Source organism: Vibrio sinaloensis (assembly GCF_000808535.1).
GTDB classification, from domain to species: Bacteria; Pseudomonadota; Gammaproteobacteria; order Enterobacterales; family Vibrionaceae; genus Vibrio; species Vibrio sinaloensis_D.
In genome coordinates this window covers 213,517-232,600 of the sequence record NZ_JWLV01000009.1, presented here as the reverse complement: position 1 = coordinate 232,600, position 19,084 = coordinate 213,517, and the positions used below count along the sequence as shown (strand labels likewise).

The window sequence follows — 19,084 nt, the reverse complement described above, 5'->3', positions numbered from 1 at the left end:
AGTGGCTACTCTTTGTGCCAGTGCTGTCTAACTTGTTGAATCTTTCCGCCACTGGTAACAAAACTCAATAAAGGTTTTCAGCAGTGGGCTTTGATACTTCTCTTTATGAACCAGTAACCAGTAGCGTCTTTTCATATCGAGAGGCAGTTTGAGCTCTACAACGCGGCCATCTTGAATCGCGGGCTCAGCGGATAACCTCGACAAACAGCCCAACCCCAACCCTGCTGAAACACTGTTAATCAATGCTTCGGTGGTATTGAGCTGAAAGGACTCATGCCAATGCTCAAGGCGAGGCGCTATCACGCGAAGGAAAAACTCTCTTGATCCCGAGCCTGGCTCTCGGAGTATCCACTCGCTGCTTTCTAAGTCGCCCACGCGAACGTGAGTTTGTTTCACGAGCGGGGAATCTGGCGGGCAGATTACGCACATTTCATCCTCACTGAACTGCTGAGAGATTAATTGCGGATGCAAGGTCTTCCCTTCGATTAACGCGAGATCGAGCTCATAGTCGACCAACTTTTCGCAGATCAACGCTGAGTTGGAGATAAACAAGCTTTGTGACCTGTGTTGTGTCTGTTGGCGAAAATCACTAAGCAGATAAGGCGCGACTTGGTTGCCTATGGTGTCACTGGCGCCAATTTTCAGCTCGCCCGACAAGGTTTGGTCGTTATCGAAGAGTTGCTCAATATCTTGCGCTCGCTCAATAAGCTCATCAGCCAATGGCAGTAACTTCTGCCCCTCTTGATTGAGAATAAGACGGTTGTTTACCCGGTCAAATAGTGAGTGGCCGATCTGTTTCTCGAGTTCTGAGAGCGCCATGCTGACGGCGGCTTTGGATAGAAACAGCGCTTCAGACGCCGAGGTGAGCGTCTCGTGCTGAGTAATCGTGATAAACACTTTGAGTTGTTTGAGCGAAATATTGGCTGCCATAAGGTCGTTTAGTTTAGTTGAACAAGTGTTTTAAATAATTAGATGTTTTCGAACGTTTGGCAAGCGTAAACTGAACGCCTAAACAAAGAGTGTGTGAGGCAACAATGATTAAAGCAGCAAAAGCAAAAGTGATGGGCGCGCCAACCCCAATGGCTGGCTTAGCGCTAGGGATTGCCAGTTTAGGTTGGTGTTGGGAAAACGCCGCGTCGTTTAATGGTTATGCGCAATGGACAGGAGCCGCGCTAGCGAGTGTGTTGCTCATTGTGCTAGCCGTTAAATTCCTTTTTCACCGTCATTTGTTGCGTGAAGATTTAGCGCACCCTGTCGTGGGCAGTGTGGTGCCGACCTTCGCGATGGGCACCATGGTGGTGTCTAACTCTTTGGGGCACTTTCACCCGATGCTAGGAGATGGACTGTGGCTGGTGGCCGTTGGTTTACACGTTGTCTTTTTGGTGAGTTTTCTTTACCACCGCGCTAAGGACTTTGAGCTACACCATATGGTTCCGAGCTGGTTTGTACCACCGGTAGGCATTATCGTTGCGGATGTATCGTTTTCAGGTAACCCTGCACTGAGCGGTATTGCTAATGGTGCCTTGATGTTTGGTATGTTGGCGTATGCGGTCATGCTACCCATGATGATTTATCGCTTTATGTTCAGTCAGGAAATTCCTGATGCGGCTAAACCGACAATGGCAATTCTTGCGGCGCCTGCAAGCTTATCACTGGCGGGCTACCTAACGGTGAGTAGCGAGCCTTCACCAGTGATCGTGGGTCTGCTGTTTGGCATTGCGGTATTAATGACTGCGATCATCTACCTAGCCTTCTTTAAACTACTGAGATTGCCATTTAGTCCTGGCTATGCGGCGTTTACCTTCCCAATGGTGATCGGCTCAACGGCGCTCTATAAACTTGCAGCATGGATGGAACACGTTGGCGTAGCGGCAGAATATGTTTGCCAAGTTCACTGGCTTGCTGGGTTTGAACTGGTCATCGCGACCGCGGTGGTGAGCTACGTGGCGCTGCGTTACTTGGCCTTTTATCGACCAGTCAGTCAGGCTTTGGGTTTGACTGCTCGCCCTTAGAATAGCATCTCTAGGATCTGACTTGCCGGTCAACTTGTTCAAGGGTTGAGCGGCTATTTTGATTCGAGCCAAATCATACGCTTATAGTGCTCTGCTAACCGTCTTGCTTGTGCTAGTCTCAATCCTAATTAGGGCAAGATCAGCGTGAGTACATTTTGTTTACTGTTTATCATTCCAATCAAGTCGATGTTTTAAAGTCACTCCTCGTTGAGCTGGTCAGACTCAACCCACTAGAAAACCCTTTTGAAGCCGAGCAAATTCTGGTGCAAAGCCCGGGTATGTCGCAGTGGCTGAAGATGGAGCTTGCCAAAGAGTTTGGTGTTGCTGCCAACATTGAGTTTCCGCTGCCAGCGACCTTCATCTGGAACATGTTTACTGAAGTGTTGCCTGATGTACCCAAACGCAGTGCCTTTAATAAAGAAGCGATGACTTGGAAGTTGATGCGCATCTTGCCTGACATGCTGACACAAGCGGAATTTGAACCGCTGCGCCGCTATTTGGACAAGGACCAAGACAGCAGCAAGCTCTATCAACTGTCCGAGAAGATTGCTGATATCTTTGATGGCTATTTGGTTTACAGACCGGAGTGGATCGCCAGCTGGGAAGCAGGTCAGCCTGTTCTAGAACTGGAAGAGGAGCACCCATGGCAGCCCATTTTGTGGCAAGCGCTGTATGACCATACCATCGCGTTAGACCAATCACCTTACCATCGCGCCAATCTGTACGAGCATTTTATCGACACTTTGGAAAACTATAATGGCGACTTTTCGCATCTGCCTAAGCGTCTGTTTGTCTTCGGTATTACTTCGCTTCCACCCCGTTATATGGATGCTTTGAAAGCGATTGGCGAGCATATTGACGTCCACCTTATGTTTACCAACCCGTGCCGTTATTACTGGGGGGAAGTGCGAGACAGAAAATACCTTGCGCGTTTGGCGGCGAAACATCGTAAACATCTGGTTTGGAAAGAGAACCACTCAGAACTGGAAGGTGAGTCCGCACAGCTAAAAGGTGGGATTGACGATAACCTAGATGATGAGCTACACACTGACGTTGTCGGCAACAGTTTGTTGGCGTCCATGGGCAAACTTGGCCGCGACAACATGTACTTACTATCGCAACTTGAATCGAACGAGATTGAAGCCTTTGTTGATGTCGAGCGAGATTCTCTGCTCCATCAACTGCAAGCCGACATTCTCAATCTAGAAGAGCATCAAGACGATGAGCAGCTTGAAACCAGCCAGCATAAGCAAGTCGTTATTGGTGGGGACAACTCGGTATCTTTGCACGCTTGCCATAGCCCAATGCGCGAAGTGGAAGTGCTTCATGATCAGTTGCTAGGGATGTTTGATGCAGATCCAACGCTAAAACCACGCGATATCATCGTGATGGTGGCAGACATCAATGCTTACAGTCCTGCGATTCAGGCGGTGTTTGGTAATGCGCCAGGTGAGCGCTTTATTCCTTACTCTATTTCTGACCGAACCGCTGATCAAGAGAGCCCCATTCTCAACGCTTTCATGCAACTGGTGAACTTACCCAACACACGTTGTCTTGCTTCTGAACTATTGGAGCTGTTAGAAACACCCGCTATTTTGGCTCGTTTTGGTTTGACGGAAGATGACTTCATTCAGGCTAAGCAGTGGGTCGAGGAGTCGGGGATCCGCTGGGGGCTAAATAGAGCCACAGGGCGCGAATTTGAGTTGCCAGACACTCAGCAAAATACGTGGCAGTTTGGCATTGAGCGTATGCTGCTTGGCTACGCAATGCCTGAATCGGCGGGTTTGTTCAATGGTGCGAATGGCGCGCTTGCACCCTATAACGAAGTGCAAGGAATGGGCGCTGAGTTGGCAGGGAAACTGGCGCACTTTATTCAGTGTATCGAGGCATACCGGGCCCAACTCAGCCTGACTCAGTCGATTGACGCGTGGCGGGAAACCTTAACGCACCTTCTCGATGATTTCTTCTCGGTAGAATTAGAAGGTGAAGTTGCATTAAAGTCTATTCGCGATACGTTATCGGCGTTAAAAGAACAATTAAGTGACGCCGCGTTTGAACAAGATCTAACCCCTTCGGTTATCACTCAGTATTTGCAAAACAAGCTTTCGGGGACCAGAGTGAGCCAGCGCTTCCTCGCGGGTCAAGTGAACTTCTGTACCTTGATGCCGATGCGCTCAATTCCGTTTAGAACCGTCTGTTTGTTGGGCATGAATGACGGTGTGTATCCGCGTTCAATGCCACCTGAAGGTTTTGATTTGATGACAGGGCGCGCAAAGCCCGGCGATCGATCTCGCCGAGATGATGACCGCTATTTGTTCTTAGAAGCGATGCTCTCTGCGCAGCAGACGTTATACATCAGCTATGTGGGACGCTCGATTCAAGACAACACTGAGCGTGTCCCTTCGGTGCTGGTGTCTGAGTTGTTGGAGTATTGCCATCAAAATTACTGCTTAGAAGGCGATCAGGCATTGGCGTGCGATGAATCGGGTGATCGTTTGTTGGCTTCCTTAATCTTCCATCATTCGATGGTGCCGTTCAGCCCAACCGCATTTATTGGCACGCAGCCAAGCTATGCGAAAGAGTGGTTACCCGCGGCCAATCGGCAAGGGCAGCAAAGTGGTCTGTTTAATCGCCAGCTTGAAGATTATCTTCTGGATGCCACTTACCCACTGGAGCTGGATCTCGTTGAGTTGCAGCGTTTCTGGCGATTGCCTGTGCAATATTTCTTTAACCGCCGTCTAAAAGTGATGTTTGAGCCGCCATTACCTGTTATGGAAGATGATGAGCCATTTGTGCTTGGAGGGCTAGAGAGCTACCAAATTCGAGACAGCTTGTTAGCTGCGTTATTAGAGCCGCAACAAGATAGCCAAACCGTGATTGAGCAATTTATCGCTACCCAACGTGCGCAAGGCAAACTGCCCGTTGGTGCATTTGGCGATATCGAGTTTGAAACCAACCGTGTCCAAACCGAAGAGTTGGTCGAGAAGATTGGCTTCTTGTGCCAATCTGCCGCTGACGATCTTGAAGTCAAGCTTGAGTTTGATGTGTTAGGAGAGAACAAGCCTGTGCTGTTTACTGGTTGGCTTACCCAGCTTTATCAGTCGGGGCTGATTCGTTTTCGCAGTGGTCAAATCCGCTCGCAAGATTACCTATCGGCATGGATTGATCACCTTGCTATGTCTGCAATGGGGCACGCTAAACGAACGCATATGATTGGTTACGATCGCAAAGAAGGCGTGGTGCACTTAGTCTACCCAGCAATGGAGGATGCACAGCAAGCGAAAGCTCTGCTGGCCGAGCTCATTGGCCTGTTCTACCAAGGGATGACCGAGCCTTTGTGCTATTTCCCGAAAACGGCATTGGCTTGTATTGAGGCTGGGTTTAGTCGAGGGAATTGGGTGGACGATGAAGAAAAATCACGCAAGAAAATGGCGGACGTCTTCAACGACAGTTATATGTCGACTGGTGAAGGCAACAATGCGTACATTTCCCGCATTTGGCCCGCTTGGAACGAAGAGTTGGCGACCAAAGCTCGTGACATATCAGTAAGGGTGATTCAAGCACCAAGGCTCATGGTGAAATCAAATGAAGAGTTGGAATAAGAAAGTAGGTGGCCGCCAGTAAATCATTATAGTGTAGGGCGTTCGCTGTACGGCCACAGGTCAGAGGGACCATGATTCGGTTGGTCTCTTGCAGCACAGATGGCTGCTCAACACGTGGGGCGCATACTAACGGTTAGAATAATATTCCGCTGTGAGAGGGATCGCATAAAACTCTCACTTTTAAAGGATATTTATTAATAAGTCGCATTTTTAAGCCGGGATCACAGTTGGTTGTCGGCTTTACATTCAAAGGGCAAATATTCTATGACTGCATCGTCTATGGTGACTCCGCTAAATACCATGACTTTTCCTCTTCATGGCGCACGTCTGATTGAGGCTTCTGCGGGTACAGGTAAAACCTTTACCATCGCGGGTCTCTATTTGCGGTTGTTATTGGGGCACGGTAGTTCAGAAACTCAACATCAAACTCCGTTAACGGTCGATCAGATCTTAGTTGTGACGTTTACCGAGGCGGCAACCGCAGAGCTACGAGATCGTATTCGAGCGCGAATCCATGATGCTAGATTAGCCTTTGCCCGAGGCCAAAGTCATGACCCTGTGATCCAGCCCTTGCTTGACGAGATTGACGATCACAAGCAGGCGGCTAACATTCTACTGCAAGCAGAACGGCAGATGGACGAAGCGGCGGTCTACACCATCCACGGCTTTTGCCAAAGAATGTTGACTCAAAACGCCTTTGAATCTGGCAGTCGATTTAACAACGAATTTGTGACCGATGAAAGCCACCTAAAAGCGCAAATTGTTGCCGACTACTGGCGACGTAATTTTTATCCTCTGCCGATTCAATTGGCAGGTGAAGTGCGCCGAATTTGGGGATCGCCAGCTGCATTGCTGTCGGAAGTGTCCAATTACCTAACCGGAGCGCCGCTTGCATTGTCGGTGAAAGCCATGCAGGGCAGTTTAGCGGACCTTCATCAACAAAACCTTACGGCGATTGATGCGCTTAAAGCGCACTGGCGATCTGGACAAGATGACTATTTAGCGCTGATCAGTGAGTCTGACATCAATAAGCGTAGCTACAGCAAAAAGTCGCTGCCAGCATGGCTAGAGGCCGTCAATGTCTGGGCCAGCACTGAGACGGTCAGCTACGACTTTCCTGATAAGCTGGAAAAGTTTGCCCAAACCGTATTGATAGAAAAAACGCCGAAAGGCAGTGCGCCGCAGCACGATACTTTTATCGCGATTGACGATTTTCTTGCCAATCCAATCAGCTTAAAAGCGCCGATCTTGGCGCACGCGATTGAACATTGCCGCGAAATGCTTGCCAGCGCGAAACAGCAGAAGCAGTGGCTATCATTTGACGATTTACTCACCCAGCTATCGGCATCGATAGACGGTGATGAAATGGGCTTACTTGCTGAGCGAATTCGCACCTTGTATCCAGTGGCGATGATCGATGAGTTTCAAGATACCGACCCACTACAATACAGCATTTTTAGCCGTATCTACCTCGATTATCCTCAGTGTGGCTTGTTTATGATCGGAGACCCGAAACAAGCAATCTACGGTTTTCGCGGCGCTGATATTTTTACTTATATCAAAGCAAGAAATCAGGTCTCTTCCCATTTCACCTTGGGCACTAACTGGCGTTCGAGCGCGGATATGGTTGCGGCGGTCAACCAAATTTTCTCTTTGCCGACAAGTCCATTTATCTACGACCAAGATATTCCCTTTCTTCCTGTTAATCACAGTCCAAACGCTGAAAAAAGGGTTTGGACTATGGCAGGCCAAAAGCAACCCGCGCTGACGTATTGGCTGCAAGATGCCGACGAAAAGCCGCTGCCAAAAGGGGAATATTTGTCGGCCATGGCGAAAGCAACGGCGGACCAAATTCAAACCATTCTTTCAGCGGCGCAAATTGGTGAAGCCCACTTTGAAGATGGTAAAGGAGCGCATGCAGTTCAAGCCGGCGACATTGCGGTGCTGGTGAGAACTGGCAGCGAAGGACGAATGGTGAAAGAGGCATTGGCGAAACAAGGGATCGCCAGTGTCTACCTATCTAACCGAGACAGTGTATTTACCTCGGTGGTGGCGGCAGATTTACAACGTTTGCTGCAAGCGGTGCTGACGCCGGAAAATGATCGGGCGCTGCGATCGAGTTTGGCGTCTGAACTGTTTGCCTTAGATGCCGGAACTCTAGATAAGCTCAACAACGATGAAAATGAGTGGGAAAGCGCCATCAATGAGTTCAAAGAGTATCGTAAGCTTTGGGTTCAGCGAGGTGTGCTACCTATGCTACGTAGTGTGATGAGCAAACGTCACATTGCAGAACGACTCCTCGAAGAAGACAACGGTGAGCGTAACCTGACCGACTTAATGCACATCGGTGAATTGTTGCAGCAAGCCAGCACGGAACTGGACAGTGACCATGGGTTACTGCGTTGGTTGGCGCAAGCGATCAGCGATGCACAAAATGGGCTCGGGGGCAGCGAAGACCAAATCCAACGCTTAGAATCTGAACGTAACCTCGTCCAGATTGTGACGATTCATAAGTCGAAAGGTTTAGAATATGACTTAGTCTTTTTGCCTTTTGTGCTCAGTTACCGCGAAGCAAGTGAGGCCAAATACTACGACGCGACCCAAGACAGAACCATTCTCGATATCACCAAGCATGAAGCATCCCTCAAGCAAGCGGATAAAGAGCGTTTAGCGGAGGATCTCCGCTTGATTTATGTTGCATTGACGCGTGCGGTCTATGGCTGTTTTATTGGCGCCGCACCGCTGAGAAATGGACGCTCAACCAAGGAGCCAACAGGTGTTCACCATAGTGCGATGGGCTATCTTCTTCAAGATGGGCAAGAAGGTGGAATCAATGATTTGGCGCAAGCGATTCAAGCTCAGGTTGAAGCGTTGGAGCCAGTGGTTTGCACGGGATTACCTGATGAGCATGAGGCACCGTTGCACGTTGTGGCAACAGAAACTGAGACGCTTCACGCTCGCACCTTGGCGCAAAGTATCGACCGAAACTGGCGGATCACCAGTTATTCTGGCTTAGTGAAGCAAGGACACAGTCACCATGGTGATGACGCGCTAAGTGATTTGATGCGTCTGGATGTGGACTCATCCGGTGAGCAAGACGAAGACGAGCTTTTAGAGCCTGAGCAGACGATCTTTACCTTCCCACGTGGCGCAAGGCCGGGGACGTTCTTGCACAGCTTATTTGAAGAGATTGAATTCACTCAGCCAGCCAGCAGTGAAGAGAATCAACACGCGATCATCACGTTAATGGAGAGTGAGCAATTAGACCCAAGTTGGCTACCTATTTTGCAGTCGCTGATTGATACCGTATTGGCCACGCCGTTAGACGGCAAATCGATCATCTTGAACCAGAAAAAGCCATCACAACGATTGGTTGAGATGGAGTTTTTACTGCCGATTGAAGTACTGTCAGCTCCCGCCTTAAATCGCGTTATTCAACGTCATGATCCGCTCTCGGCAAAAGCGGGGGATCTCGGTTTTCAAAACGTGCAAGGGATGCTAAAGGGCTTTATCGACTTAGTCTTTGAAGACAAGGGTAAATACTACGTCTTGGACTGGAAATCGAACCATTTGGGGGACGATGTTTCTTACTATCATGGCGAGGCGCTAAAAGCCGCGATGGCCGATCACCGCTACGACTTGCAGTACCAGATTTATGCATTGGCGCTGCACCGTTTCTTGCGTAGCCGCTTGCCCAACTACGATTATCAGCAACATTTTGGTGGCGTTTACTACCTATTTTTACGTGGTATGGACGGCGAGAGCAGCCATGGTATCTTCTCAGCAAAACCGAGCTTGGAGTTTCTCGATGATATGGATCGCTTGATTGACGGCTTACCCATTGATACCAAATACAACAGTGCAGGTCAGGGGGAGTTAATCTGATGGCATTACCACTCATTTCAACGTTAGAACAGCTTGCTCACAAAGGTTTATTACGTCAATTGGACTATCAGTTTGCGCGATTTATTTACGCTCAATCCAATGATGAAGCGTTGGCGTTTATATCCGGTGTGGTCAGTAGCGAATTGGGCAAAGGCCATGTCTGTTTGCCGCTGTTTGATGGGGAAGGTCAAGCTGTCGACTTGGCGAGTAAACTGGGCTTGTTTGGTGACGGTGCAATGGCGCTGAACTTATTATTAGTCGGTGTTGACTGGATCAAACTGCTAGAAAGCTCGCCATGGGTGGCAAAAAGTGCCCAAGCCCTGCCATTGGTCTTTGATGGCGAACGGCTTTATCTACATCGTTATTGGCATTACGAAGTGACGTTGGCTGAGCGGTTAAACAGCTTTGGGACACCCATGATCCTAAAGCCCGCTGAACAGCAAAAATTGACTGAACTTCTTAATCATTTGTTTGCCAGAAATTATCGCTATTTGTTTGAAAGTATTAAAAATTCCCCTTCTCTGACTGCGGTTCAAAGGCAGCAGTTAGTGTGTGACCATTTGGACGTGGTGGCAGAGGAACAGATCGATTGGCCTGCCATAGACCAAAAGCTCGCAGAGGTGCGAACCATCGATCAATTATCAGTGCTCGATGAACTTGTCCCACAGGCTGCGTGTGTAAACTGGCAAAAAGTGGCGGCGGCGGTGGCATTAACGCGTCAATTCGCAGTTATTTCGGGTGGACCTGGTACGGGCAAAACGACGACGGTGACCAAATTACTGGCAGCGCTTATTGAACAGGCTAAACAATCTGGCGATGTGCCGACCATCAAACTGGTCGCGCCAACGGGCAAAGCCGCAGCGCGATTGACTGAGTCAATAGGTAAAGCCATCTCACAGTTACCCGTTGACCCTAAGCTCAAAGAGGCGATTCCAACCGATGCAAGCACGCTTCATCGCTTGTTGGGCGCTTTGCCAAACAGCGCTGAATTTCGCCATAACCAAAACAACCCGTTACACCTCGATATTTTGGTTGTCGATGAAGCGTCAATGGTCGATTTGCCTATGATGTACAAATTGGTCGACGCTCTGCCCAAACATGCGCGACTGATATTGCTCGGGGACAAGGATCAGCTGGCCTCAGTGGAAGCGGGGGCGGTGCTTGGTGATATCTGCTCATTCCATCAATTTGGCTATGGCAGTGCTCAAGCTCAGCAGATCAGCCAACTGACGGGATATCAAACCTTGGCACATAGCCATCATAACGCCGCGACCATTGCCGATAGCTTATGCATGCTACAAAAAAGCTACCGATTTGACGCTCGTTCGGGGATCGGTCAGCTGGCGAAAGCGATCAATGCGGGCTCGGCACAGCAAGTGGATTGGGTTTGGCAAAAAGAGTTTACTGACATCGCTAAATTCCCCATTGATAGCCAACACTACAGTCAGATGGTTCAGAGCTTGGTGAGTGAGTATCGCGTTTACTTAAAGCGTATTGAGCAGACATTGACTGACCCTGAAACCGGTAAGCTTGAAACGACCAAGCAAATGGCGAAAGCGGCACTCGACGCCTTTAGCCGATGCCGACTTTTGTGCGCGATTCGCGAAGGTGACTTTGGCGTATCTGGATTAAACCAGCGCATTGAGCGAGCGTTACTTAATCGCAAGCTGATTCAAGTTCAAGATGAGCTTTGGTATCACGGTAGGCCAGTGATGGTGACGCGAAATGATCACGCGCTGGGTCTGTACAATGGTGACATTGGGCTGTGCATTCGCGATGAGCAAGAGGGTAAGCTGAAAGTCTTCTTTGAGTTACCTGATGGCAGTGTCAAAGCGGTGTTACCGAGCCGAGTGCCCGAGCATGAAACGGCGTACGCCATGACAATTCATAAATCTCAGGGAAGTGAGTTCGAGCATACGCTGATGATCCTACCGCCAGATTTTACGCCAATACTGACTCGTGAACTTATTTATACCGGTATTACCCGAGCTAAAAAGCGTTTGAGTTTGTATATCGATGAGCGAGTGATGAAGCGAGGTATTCGAGTCCAAACTGAACGGGCGAGTGGTCTAATAAAGCGTCTGAGTGAGTGGGGCGCTTAACCATCCCTGGTTAGCGAAATGAGTGTGCAGCGTTTAAGCAAGAGCGGTTGAAAAAGAGATACTGCGGATTTGATACTTTTCTTGGTAGTTCAAGATAAAGGCTTTCAAACCTTCCGTAACAGGAAAGACACAGTGTACATCTAAGCCTTCTAGCAGTTCATTGTCCGCCATATCCCAAAAGCTCTGGACTGAGTTACAAATAATAGTTTTCATCGAATAGTGCTCTTAGTGACGTTGTTATCAACCTAAAGCAATCCGTGCAACCTAACTTGAAAAGTTAAGTAGAGATGAGTCCCATGGGCTCCTTGAACAAGGAGCCGAAATTTTAACCAAATGAAGATATGAAATAAAGGGAATAAAGTAGGTTTTTTATGTCAATTTTATGAAATTATGTCTCCAATATGAGAATTTCATAACCTAGAGCTCGATCGCAAGCACTTTGGACTTTCTTTGGTAGTTGTACAAGTTTTGCTTCTGTGAAGGTAGAAAGTTGACATCCATTTCATGGAAACCCTGTTCCCTGAACCAATGTAGGCTGTGTGTCGTCAACACAAATATCTGCTTAATGCCTTGCGCTTTTGATTGTAGACGCATGTGGTTAAACAGCAGCAAACCACGGTTGCCATCGCGATATTCCGGGTGGATCGCGACACAAGCCATTTCCGCCATTTTCTCTTCAGGGTACGGGTAGAGTGCTGCGCAGCCAATGATCAAACCATCTTTCTCGATAATAGTGAACTGGTGGATCTCTTGCTCAAGCTGTTCACGAGAGCGGCGCACCAAAATGCCTTGCTCTTCTAATGGGCGAATCAAATCTAAAATCCCCCCGATATCATCAATATCCGCTTGTCTGACTTGTTCTGCACTGGCTTGAACCACTTGGGTACCGATTCCGTCTAACGAGAACAGCTCTTGTACTAAGGCTCCGTCGACTTTATAGCTGACTAGGTGACTACGAGGTACCCCAGCATGACAAGCTGAGATGGCCGCTCGAAGAAAGCGCAATGTACCTGAAGAGTTATCGCTGCTTGCGTCGATATCTTGTTCTAGTTTTTGCAGTATTTGCTCGGCTTCGCGAGGGAAGAGCTCCGCGACCGCATCACCGTTTTCATCAATAATGCCTTGCTCAGAACAAAAGCCGATCAGTTTGTCTGCTTTGAGTTTGATCGCGACTTGAGTGGCAACCTCTTCAGAGAGGAGATTAAATGACTCTCCTGTTACCGAACTCGCGATTGGCCCAAGTAAGACAATAGAGCCTTGATCGAGCATTCTGTTGATGCCTTCCACATCAATGCGGCGAATACGACCACTGTGGCAGTAATCAATGCCGTCATCAACGCCCAATGGCTGAGAGATAATAAAGTTTCCACTCACCACATTCAGTTGAGTGCCTGCCATAGGCGTATTGCTTAAGCTCATCGAAAGTTGGGCGGTGATGGCAAGTTGAAGTTGCCCAGACGCTTGCATGACATAGTTGAGTGACGTTTCATCGGTCACTCGAATTCCTTTGTGATAGGGTGAGTTGTGGTTATTTTGCTGTAAGATGGCATTGATCTGCGGGCGAGCACCATGGACTAAGACAATCTTAACCCCAAGGCTATGTAGCAAAGCTAAATCGCTAATAATGTTTGAAAAATTCCCATCTGCGACCGCTTCACCGCCCAGCATGATGACCATGGTTTTACCGCGGTGTGCGTTAACATAAGGAACGGACTGTCTGAATCCTTTTACGAGTGCTGTGTTTCTTATTTTCATGGTACGACTTGGGTGAATTTATATTTAATAATACTGCAATTTTATTCCTTTTTGGGCAAGCGGTATTTTGGAACAATTGTCAAAAAGCCATTTACAGAGAGTGGTTCTGTTTATCGTAAAGTGGTATAGAATGACCCAATATGTCCGGTATGTTGGTATTGAACCAACTTATGGCCTGATTTCGTCGTACACTAGTAGAAGGTGAGCTTATCAGTAGCGCAACGGTCAAGAACAAAGTGGACAATTCGAGTTCTTATAAAAAGAAAATAGTCGAGCGTACGATTCAACTGCTTTTTATCGCGGTATTCGCTGCAGTGGTCGCGCTGTCTATTCCTCTGTATCAACACTATCTTTCGGTCACGTTTCCTAAGTCGAGCGTATTTGGTACTTGGATTGAGCAAGATGTAGCGCTCTATTCTGCCGAAGAGTTCACTTTGGGACCGAATGGCGTTTCCATCAATGGCGGTATTGTCGATACGGAGTTCAGCTTTGATGGTCAGTTCGTTGAGTATCGCGTCGGAGACTCCGTTCGCCGTTATAAAATGCTCAATGAATCCTTTAGTGAGATGAAGTTAGTCTCCCAGGCGCATTATCAACCCGTGTTTCGTTTGTCAGAAAAATTCAAAAATAACATTCGTTAACCTCTCTTTGATTGCGCAATTTGGCTCAGTTTGTCATGCTGAGCCCATTGCTGGAGAGGAATCTAACCTGTGTTAAAAAAATATCTTCCTATCGTTGCAGCCACAGTACTGTTTGGCTGCGCACAACCAACCGAACGAGCTCAACAATATCGTGATGGTGAATTCAATTCGATTTTGAATAAAACGGCAGTGGTCGAGTCCGACAAGCCGCGTGATTTTACCGAGTTCCACCGTCAAGCCGAGCAAGTGGTTGTGAATTCCCCGTCCATGGCTGCGTTATATCAACCGCTCTACGAGAAGCTCAATGAGTGGGTGTTGCAAAGTGGTGAGCCAAGCGAGCTAAGCCAATTTGGTATTCAAACCGCGCAATTAGGTGGCGGTGACAAACAAGGTAATGTGCTTTTTACAGGCTACTTTTCACCGGTTATGGAGCTGCGGCACCAACCGAACGAAACATACAAATACCCTGTGTATCGCAAACCCAACTGTGAGGCCGAGTGCCCAACTCGCGCTGAAATCTATGCTGGCGCACTGGAAGGGTTAGGGCTTGAGCTCGGTTATGCAGCCAACATGATCGATCCCTTTTTAATGGAAGTGCAGGGGAGTGGCTTTGTTCATTTTGAAGATGACGACACACTTGAATACTTTGCCTACGGCGGTAAAAACAACAAGGCCTACGTTAGTATTGGTCGAGTGCTGATTGAGCGTGGTGAAGTCCCACGCGAGAAAATGTCAATGAAAGCCATAAAGGAGTGGGTGCTTGCCAATGATGAAGCGACTGTCCGTGAGTTGTTAGAGCAAAACCCGTCTTATGTATTCTTTAGCCCTAGAGCTGATGCACCTGTGACAGGTTCCGCAGGGATCCCACTGTTGCCTATGGCGTCGGTGGCGGGCGATCGTTCTATCTTCCCGATGGGCACCCCTATTTTAGCCGAGGTGCCGTTACTCAAACCGGATGGCACTTGGAGCGGTGCTCACCAATTACGCTTACTGATTGTGCTGGATACTGGTGGTGCGGTGAAACAGAACCACCTTGACCTCTACCATGGAATGGGGCCAAGAGCGGGGACTGAAGCTGGTCACTACAAGCATTTTGGTCGAGTGTGGAAATTAGGCCTAGAGGGCACTGCCACGCAAGCGCCTTGGGCATTGCCGCCAGAGAAGCTACAATAGGCGTTCTCATCTAGACTTTTCAATAAAGAGTGCGTATAAATCGCACTCTTTGTTTTTGTACTCGAACCTAGCGGAAGATAGCACCATGCGCGAACTCGACACTCCAGCTTCTGACAACTACAACCAACGATTTGGTGGTACTCGCCGCCTTTATGGTCACAGTGAGGTAGATATCCTGCGCGCAGCGCACGTCTGTGTCATTGGTATTGGTGGAGTGGGCTCTTGGGCGGTCGAAGCTTTAGCTAGAACAGGCGTTGGTGAGCTCACCCTTATCGATATGGATGACGTCTGCGTGACCAATATTAACCGCCAGATTCATGCGATGTCTGGAACGGTAGGGCAGAGCAAGATTGAAGTCATGGCAGAGCGTGTAAAGCTTATCAACCCTGAGTGCAAAGTGAATTTGATCGATGACTTTATTACGCCTGATAACCAGCATGAGTATTTGAGTAAAGAATATGACTACGTGCTTGATGCGATAGATAGTGTAAAAGCCAAGGCATCGCTATTGGCGTATTGCCGCAGCAATAAAATCAAAGTGATTACAACTGGTGGAGCTGGTGGACAAATCGACCCAACACAGATAAAAGTGGCCGATTTAACCAAGACCATTCAAGACCCGTTGGCGAAAAAGATCAAAGATACTTTGCGTCGCCATCATAACTTTCCAACCAATCCTGCACGTAAGTTTGGGATCGACTGTGTCTTCTCGACCGAACAACTTAAGTATCCACAGCCAGATGGCAGTGTGTGCGGTGTGAAATCTACAGCAGAAGGGCCAAAGCGTATGGATTGTGCCAGCGGTTTTGGTGCTGCGACAGTAGTGACGGCGACATTTGGTTTTGTCGCAGTGTCACGCATCGTAGAAAAACTGATTCAGAAATACAGTAAGTAATCGAGTTTGGAGAAAAGAATGTCCCCCTTTGCAAAGTCGCCATTTGGTCAAGAAATTAGCGCTGATGATATCGTTCAAACCATGCAAGGTTTTAAAGGCTGGGAAGACCGTTACCGCCAGGTGATTCAATGGGGTAAAAAGCTGCCGATCATGCCGGATGCATTGAAGTCAGATCAAGTGACAGTATCTGGCTGTGAGAGCCAAGTATGGCTTGTTAGCCAACAAGTGGACGGTAAATGGTACTTCTGCGCTGATTCAGACGCGCGAATTGTTCGCGGCTTAATTGCATTGGTGATGGCCGCCTACGATGGTAAGAGTGTTCGAGAGATTCAGGCATTTGATGTAGACGACTACTTTGACAAGCTCGGCTTGATCGCTCACTTAAGCCCATCAAGAGGTAATGGCTTGAAAGCGATTGTGGAGCAAATTCAACAGATCGCCCAGTAACGATTGATTACCACAACCCGCCGAATTGGCGGGTTGTTTGTTTCTGTACGAAATTTAATCGCTTTGATATTAAAGTCTTAAAAAATACGTGGCTTTACAACCCTTGTTGTCCCTGCATAAAGGCTGTACAATTCGCGCCCTTAATTAATGTTCCGTCGCTTGAGAGGCCACATGACCACTGAAAAAATCAATCTACTCGACTTTGATCGCCAAGGTATGCGTAAGTTCTTTGCTGATGAACTCGGCGAGAAGGCGTTCCGTGCAGATCAGGTTATGAAGTGGATCTACCATTTCGGGGTCGATAACTTCGACAACATGACCAACATTAACAAGAAGCTCCGTGAGAAGTTGCTACACCGCTGCGAAATCAAAGCGCCCACGGTTGCTGAAGCTCAGCATTCTTCGGATGGCACCATCAAATGGGCGATGAAAGTCGGCGACCAAGACGTTGAAACGGTCTACATTCCAGAAGATGACCGTGCGACATTGTGTGTGTCATCTCAGGTTGGCTGTGCACTTGAATGTAAATTCTGTTCAACGGCGCAACAGGGTTTCAACCGTAACCTAAAGGTGTCTGAAATCATTGGTCAGGTTTGGCGTGCTGCACGTGAAATTGGTCTAGAGAAAGAGACGGGCCGTCGTCCTATTACCAACGTCGTAATGATGGGAATGGGTGAGCCACTGCTTAACATGAAGAACTTGATTCCCGCTCTGGAAATCATGCTCGATGACTTAGGCTTTGGTTTATCTAAGCGTCGCGTAACCGTATCAACGTCGGGTGTTGTTTCTGGCCTAGATCAAATGACGGGCAAAATTGACGTCGCGCTGGCGATTTCTCTTCATGCGCCAAATGACAAGCTTCGTAGTGAGATCATGCCTATCAACGATCGTTGGGATATCCAAGATTTCCTTGCGTCAGTGCGTCGTTACATCGCTTCTTCTAATGCGAACCGTGGTAAAGTGACGGTTGAATACGTACTGCTTGATCACGTCAACGATGATATGGATCACGCGCGCGAACTCGCTGAGCTGATGAAAGATACGCCTTGTAAGATTAACTTGATTCCGTTTAATCCGTACCCTGGGTCACCGTACAAGAAGCCAAGTAATTCACGTATCGATCGCTTCCAAAAGACATTGATGCAATACGAACACACAGTGACGATTCGTAAGACACGTGGTGATGATATCGATGCAGCGTGTGGTCAATTAGTCGGGGATGTCATTGACCGTACTAAACGAACTGCGATGATCAAAGCGGCGAAAGGTGACACCATCGAAGTAAAAGCGGTGTAATACTTAAGTCTAAAGTTGTACAGCCAGAGCCTAGCTCTGGCTTTTTTGTTACATCGGGACACAGATATTGTGTCAAATTACGGAAAAACCTTGAGCTGACTGTAAATTATGCACATCTCTTGTGTTGTTTCATCCTTGATATCTATTAGAATTGATAGTTAACGCTCTAAAGAGTCATCTTTGAAATTTTGTGGAGTGTTGTTTGATTCGGAGCGTTAGGCTCCAGCGAATAATTATTGAGTCGGCCCAATGTGTCACTACCCATAACGAATAACAAAAGTGATGAAAACCGCGCTCATTCAGTCAAGAGAACCATTACGACCATGACAGCTGATAAAGACATGACAGCACCAGAGCAGACTCAGTCTGCCGTCGAAGCAGGGACGCTGCTAAAACAAAAACGAGAACAACTAGGACTGAGCCAAAAGCAAATCGCCGATCGCTTGCGTTTGCGTGTCTCGATCATTGAAAGTATCGAGAGTAACCAGTTTACTACCGACCTTGTTGCCACTTTCACTAAGGGTTACCTTCGCTCTTACGCCAAGGCCGTTGGACTTGATGAGTCAGAAGTGCTTGCAGCGTATGCGCAGCACAACAAGGTTGAAACCGAAGAACAGCCAATGCAGAGTTTTTCGCGTCAGACCAAGCGTGAAAAACACGACAGCAGAATCATGATCATTACTTGGGGTATCCTGCTTGTTATCGTGGGCATCTCCTCCGTTTGGTGGTGGCAGAATCAACAGTCTTCCATTGTGGATTTAACGGAAGTTACCGAACAAGAACTTGAGCTCGAGCAGCAACTTGAAAACGCTCAAATGACAGAGCTGCCTGCCTCAATCATTCCAGAGGTCGATCACGAAACAGAACTCAACGTCGTTGAAGAGCCAATTCTTCAGGAGCCAGCAGAGGAAGTAGCAGCTTCAGAAACCATGGACACCGTGCAAGAGACAGCTCAACAAGAACAAGCAACGCCTGCGGAGGAAATCGCTGAAGTGGCTGAACCGGTCGAAGAATCTGTTCCTCAAGTTGCGGCCAACCTATTGGTCATGACTTTTGAAGGTGACTGCTGGATTCAAGTAAAAGACAAATCGGGCAAAACCGTTTCGACTGGGGTTAAGAAAGCAGGCGAAACGTTGGAGTTGAGCGGCGAATTACCTTACAAACTGGTTTTAGGCGCGCCTGAAAACGTTTCAATGACATTAGCAAGTGAACCTGTCGACCTTTCTGGGTATACTTCAGGCAAAGTAGCAAGATTCACCTTACCTTAGAAATTACT

The 19,084-nt window shown here is 48.1% G+C and carries 13 protein-coding genes; 10 read left to right on the top strand and 3 right to left on the bottom strand.

Annotated features, from left to right (window positions below; all coding sequences use genetic code 11):
* Nucleotides 1–27: 27 nt before the first annotated feature.
* A complete protein-coding gene (locus RJ47_RS06900; protein ID WP_005471506.1) occupies nt 28–930 on the bottom strand; it encodes a LysR substrate-binding domain-containing protein in 903 nt (300 codons plus the stop codon).
* Nucleotides 931–1,034: 104 nt separating this feature from the next.
* On the opposite strand from RJ47_RS06900, the gene RJ47_RS06895 reads away from it, so the two are divergent.
* The 4 genes from RJ47_RS06895 to recD all read left to right on the top strand — a co-directional run bounded on the left by RJ47_RS06895 (nt 1,035) and on the right by recD (nt 11,601).
* Complete coding sequence (locus RJ47_RS06895; protein ID WP_039482632.1) at nt 1,035–2,012, top strand: TDT family transporter; 978 nt, start codon at nt 1,035–1,037, stop codon at nt 2,010–2,012.
* A 155-nt stretch (nt 2,013–2,167) separates the two neighbouring features.
* Nucleotides 2,168–5,614 carry an exodeoxyribonuclease V subunit gamma gene (gene recC, locus RJ47_RS06890; RefSeq protein ID WP_039482629.1) on the top strand — a complete coding sequence of 1,149 codons (3,447 nt, stop codon included), beginning with the start codon at nt 2,168–2,170 and terminating at the stop codon, nt 5,612–5,614.
* A gap of 264 nt (nt 5,615–5,878) precedes the next feature.
* Entirely contained in the window at nt 5,879–9,499 is a 3,621-nt protein-coding gene (recB, locus tag RJ47_RS06885) for an exodeoxyribonuclease V subunit beta (RefSeq protein ID WP_039482626.1), read from the top strand.
* Nucleotides 9,499–11,601 (top strand): exodeoxyribonuclease V subunit alpha, encoded by a 2,103-nt coding sequence (recD, locus tag RJ47_RS06880; RefSeq protein WP_039482623.1) that lies wholly within the window; start codon nt 9,499–9,501, stop codon nt 11,599–11,601. The genes recB and recD overlap by 1 nt, the downstream gene beginning before the upstream one ends.
* A 33-nt stretch (nt 11,602–11,634) precedes the next feature.
* On the opposite strand, the gene RJ47_RS06875 is transcribed toward recD, so the two are convergent.
* Entirely contained in the window at nt 11,635–11,814 is a 180-nt protein-coding gene (locus RJ47_RS06875; protein ID WP_038139940.1) for a hypothetical protein, read from the bottom strand.
* A 204-nt stretch (nt 11,815–12,018) separates the two neighbouring features.
* A complete protein-coding gene (gene argA, locus RJ47_RS06870; RefSeq protein ID WP_005471480.1) occupies nt 12,019–13,356 on the bottom strand; it encodes an amino-acid N-acetyltransferase in 1,338 nt (445 codons plus the stop codon).
* Between the two features lie 236 nt (nt 13,357–13,592).
* Between argA and RJ47_RS06865 the strand changes: the two genes are divergently transcribed.
* From RJ47_RS06865 to rodZ, 6 genes are all read left to right on the top strand, one after another.
* Nucleotides 13,593–13,997 (top strand): DUF2850 domain-containing protein, encoded by a 405-nt coding sequence (locus tag RJ47_RS06865; RefSeq protein WP_005471439.1) that lies wholly within the window; start codon nt 13,593–13,595, stop codon nt 13,995–13,997.
* A gap of 69 nt (nt 13,998–14,066) precedes the next feature.
* Nucleotides 14,067–15,170, top strand: coding sequence for a murein transglycosylase A (gene mltA, locus RJ47_RS06860; RefSeq protein ID WP_039482620.1), 1,104 nt, complete (start codon nt 14,067–14,069; stop codon nt 15,168–15,170).
* Between the two features lie 85 nt (nt 15,171–15,255).
* On the top strand, nt 15,256–16,065 hold the full coding sequence (tcdA, locus tag RJ47_RS06855) for a tRNA cyclic N6-threonylcarbamoyladenosine(37) synthase TcdA (RefSeq protein ID WP_005471489.1): 810 nt from the start codon (nt 15,256–15,258) through the stop codon (nt 16,063–16,065).
* 18 nt (nt 16,066–16,083) lie between these two features.
* A complete protein-coding gene (csdE, locus tag RJ47_RS06850; protein WP_039482618.1) occupies nt 16,084–16,512 on the top strand; it encodes a cysteine desulfurase sulfur acceptor subunit CsdE in 429 nt (142 codons plus the stop codon).
* Nucleotides 16,513–16,683: 171 nt separating this feature from the next.
* Entirely contained in the window at nt 16,684–17,808 is a 1,125-nt protein-coding gene (locus RJ47_RS06845; protein ID WP_039482616.1) for a bifunctional tRNA (adenosine(37)-C2)-methyltransferase TrmG/ribosomal RNA large subunit methyltransferase RlmN, read from the top strand.
* 323 nt (nt 17,809–18,131) lie between these two features.
* Entirely contained in the window at nt 18,132–19,076 is a 945-nt protein-coding gene (gene rodZ, locus RJ47_RS06840) for a cytoskeleton protein RodZ (RefSeq protein ID WP_039482613.1), read from the top strand.
* The last annotated feature ends 8 nt before the right edge of the window (nt 19,077–19,084 follow it).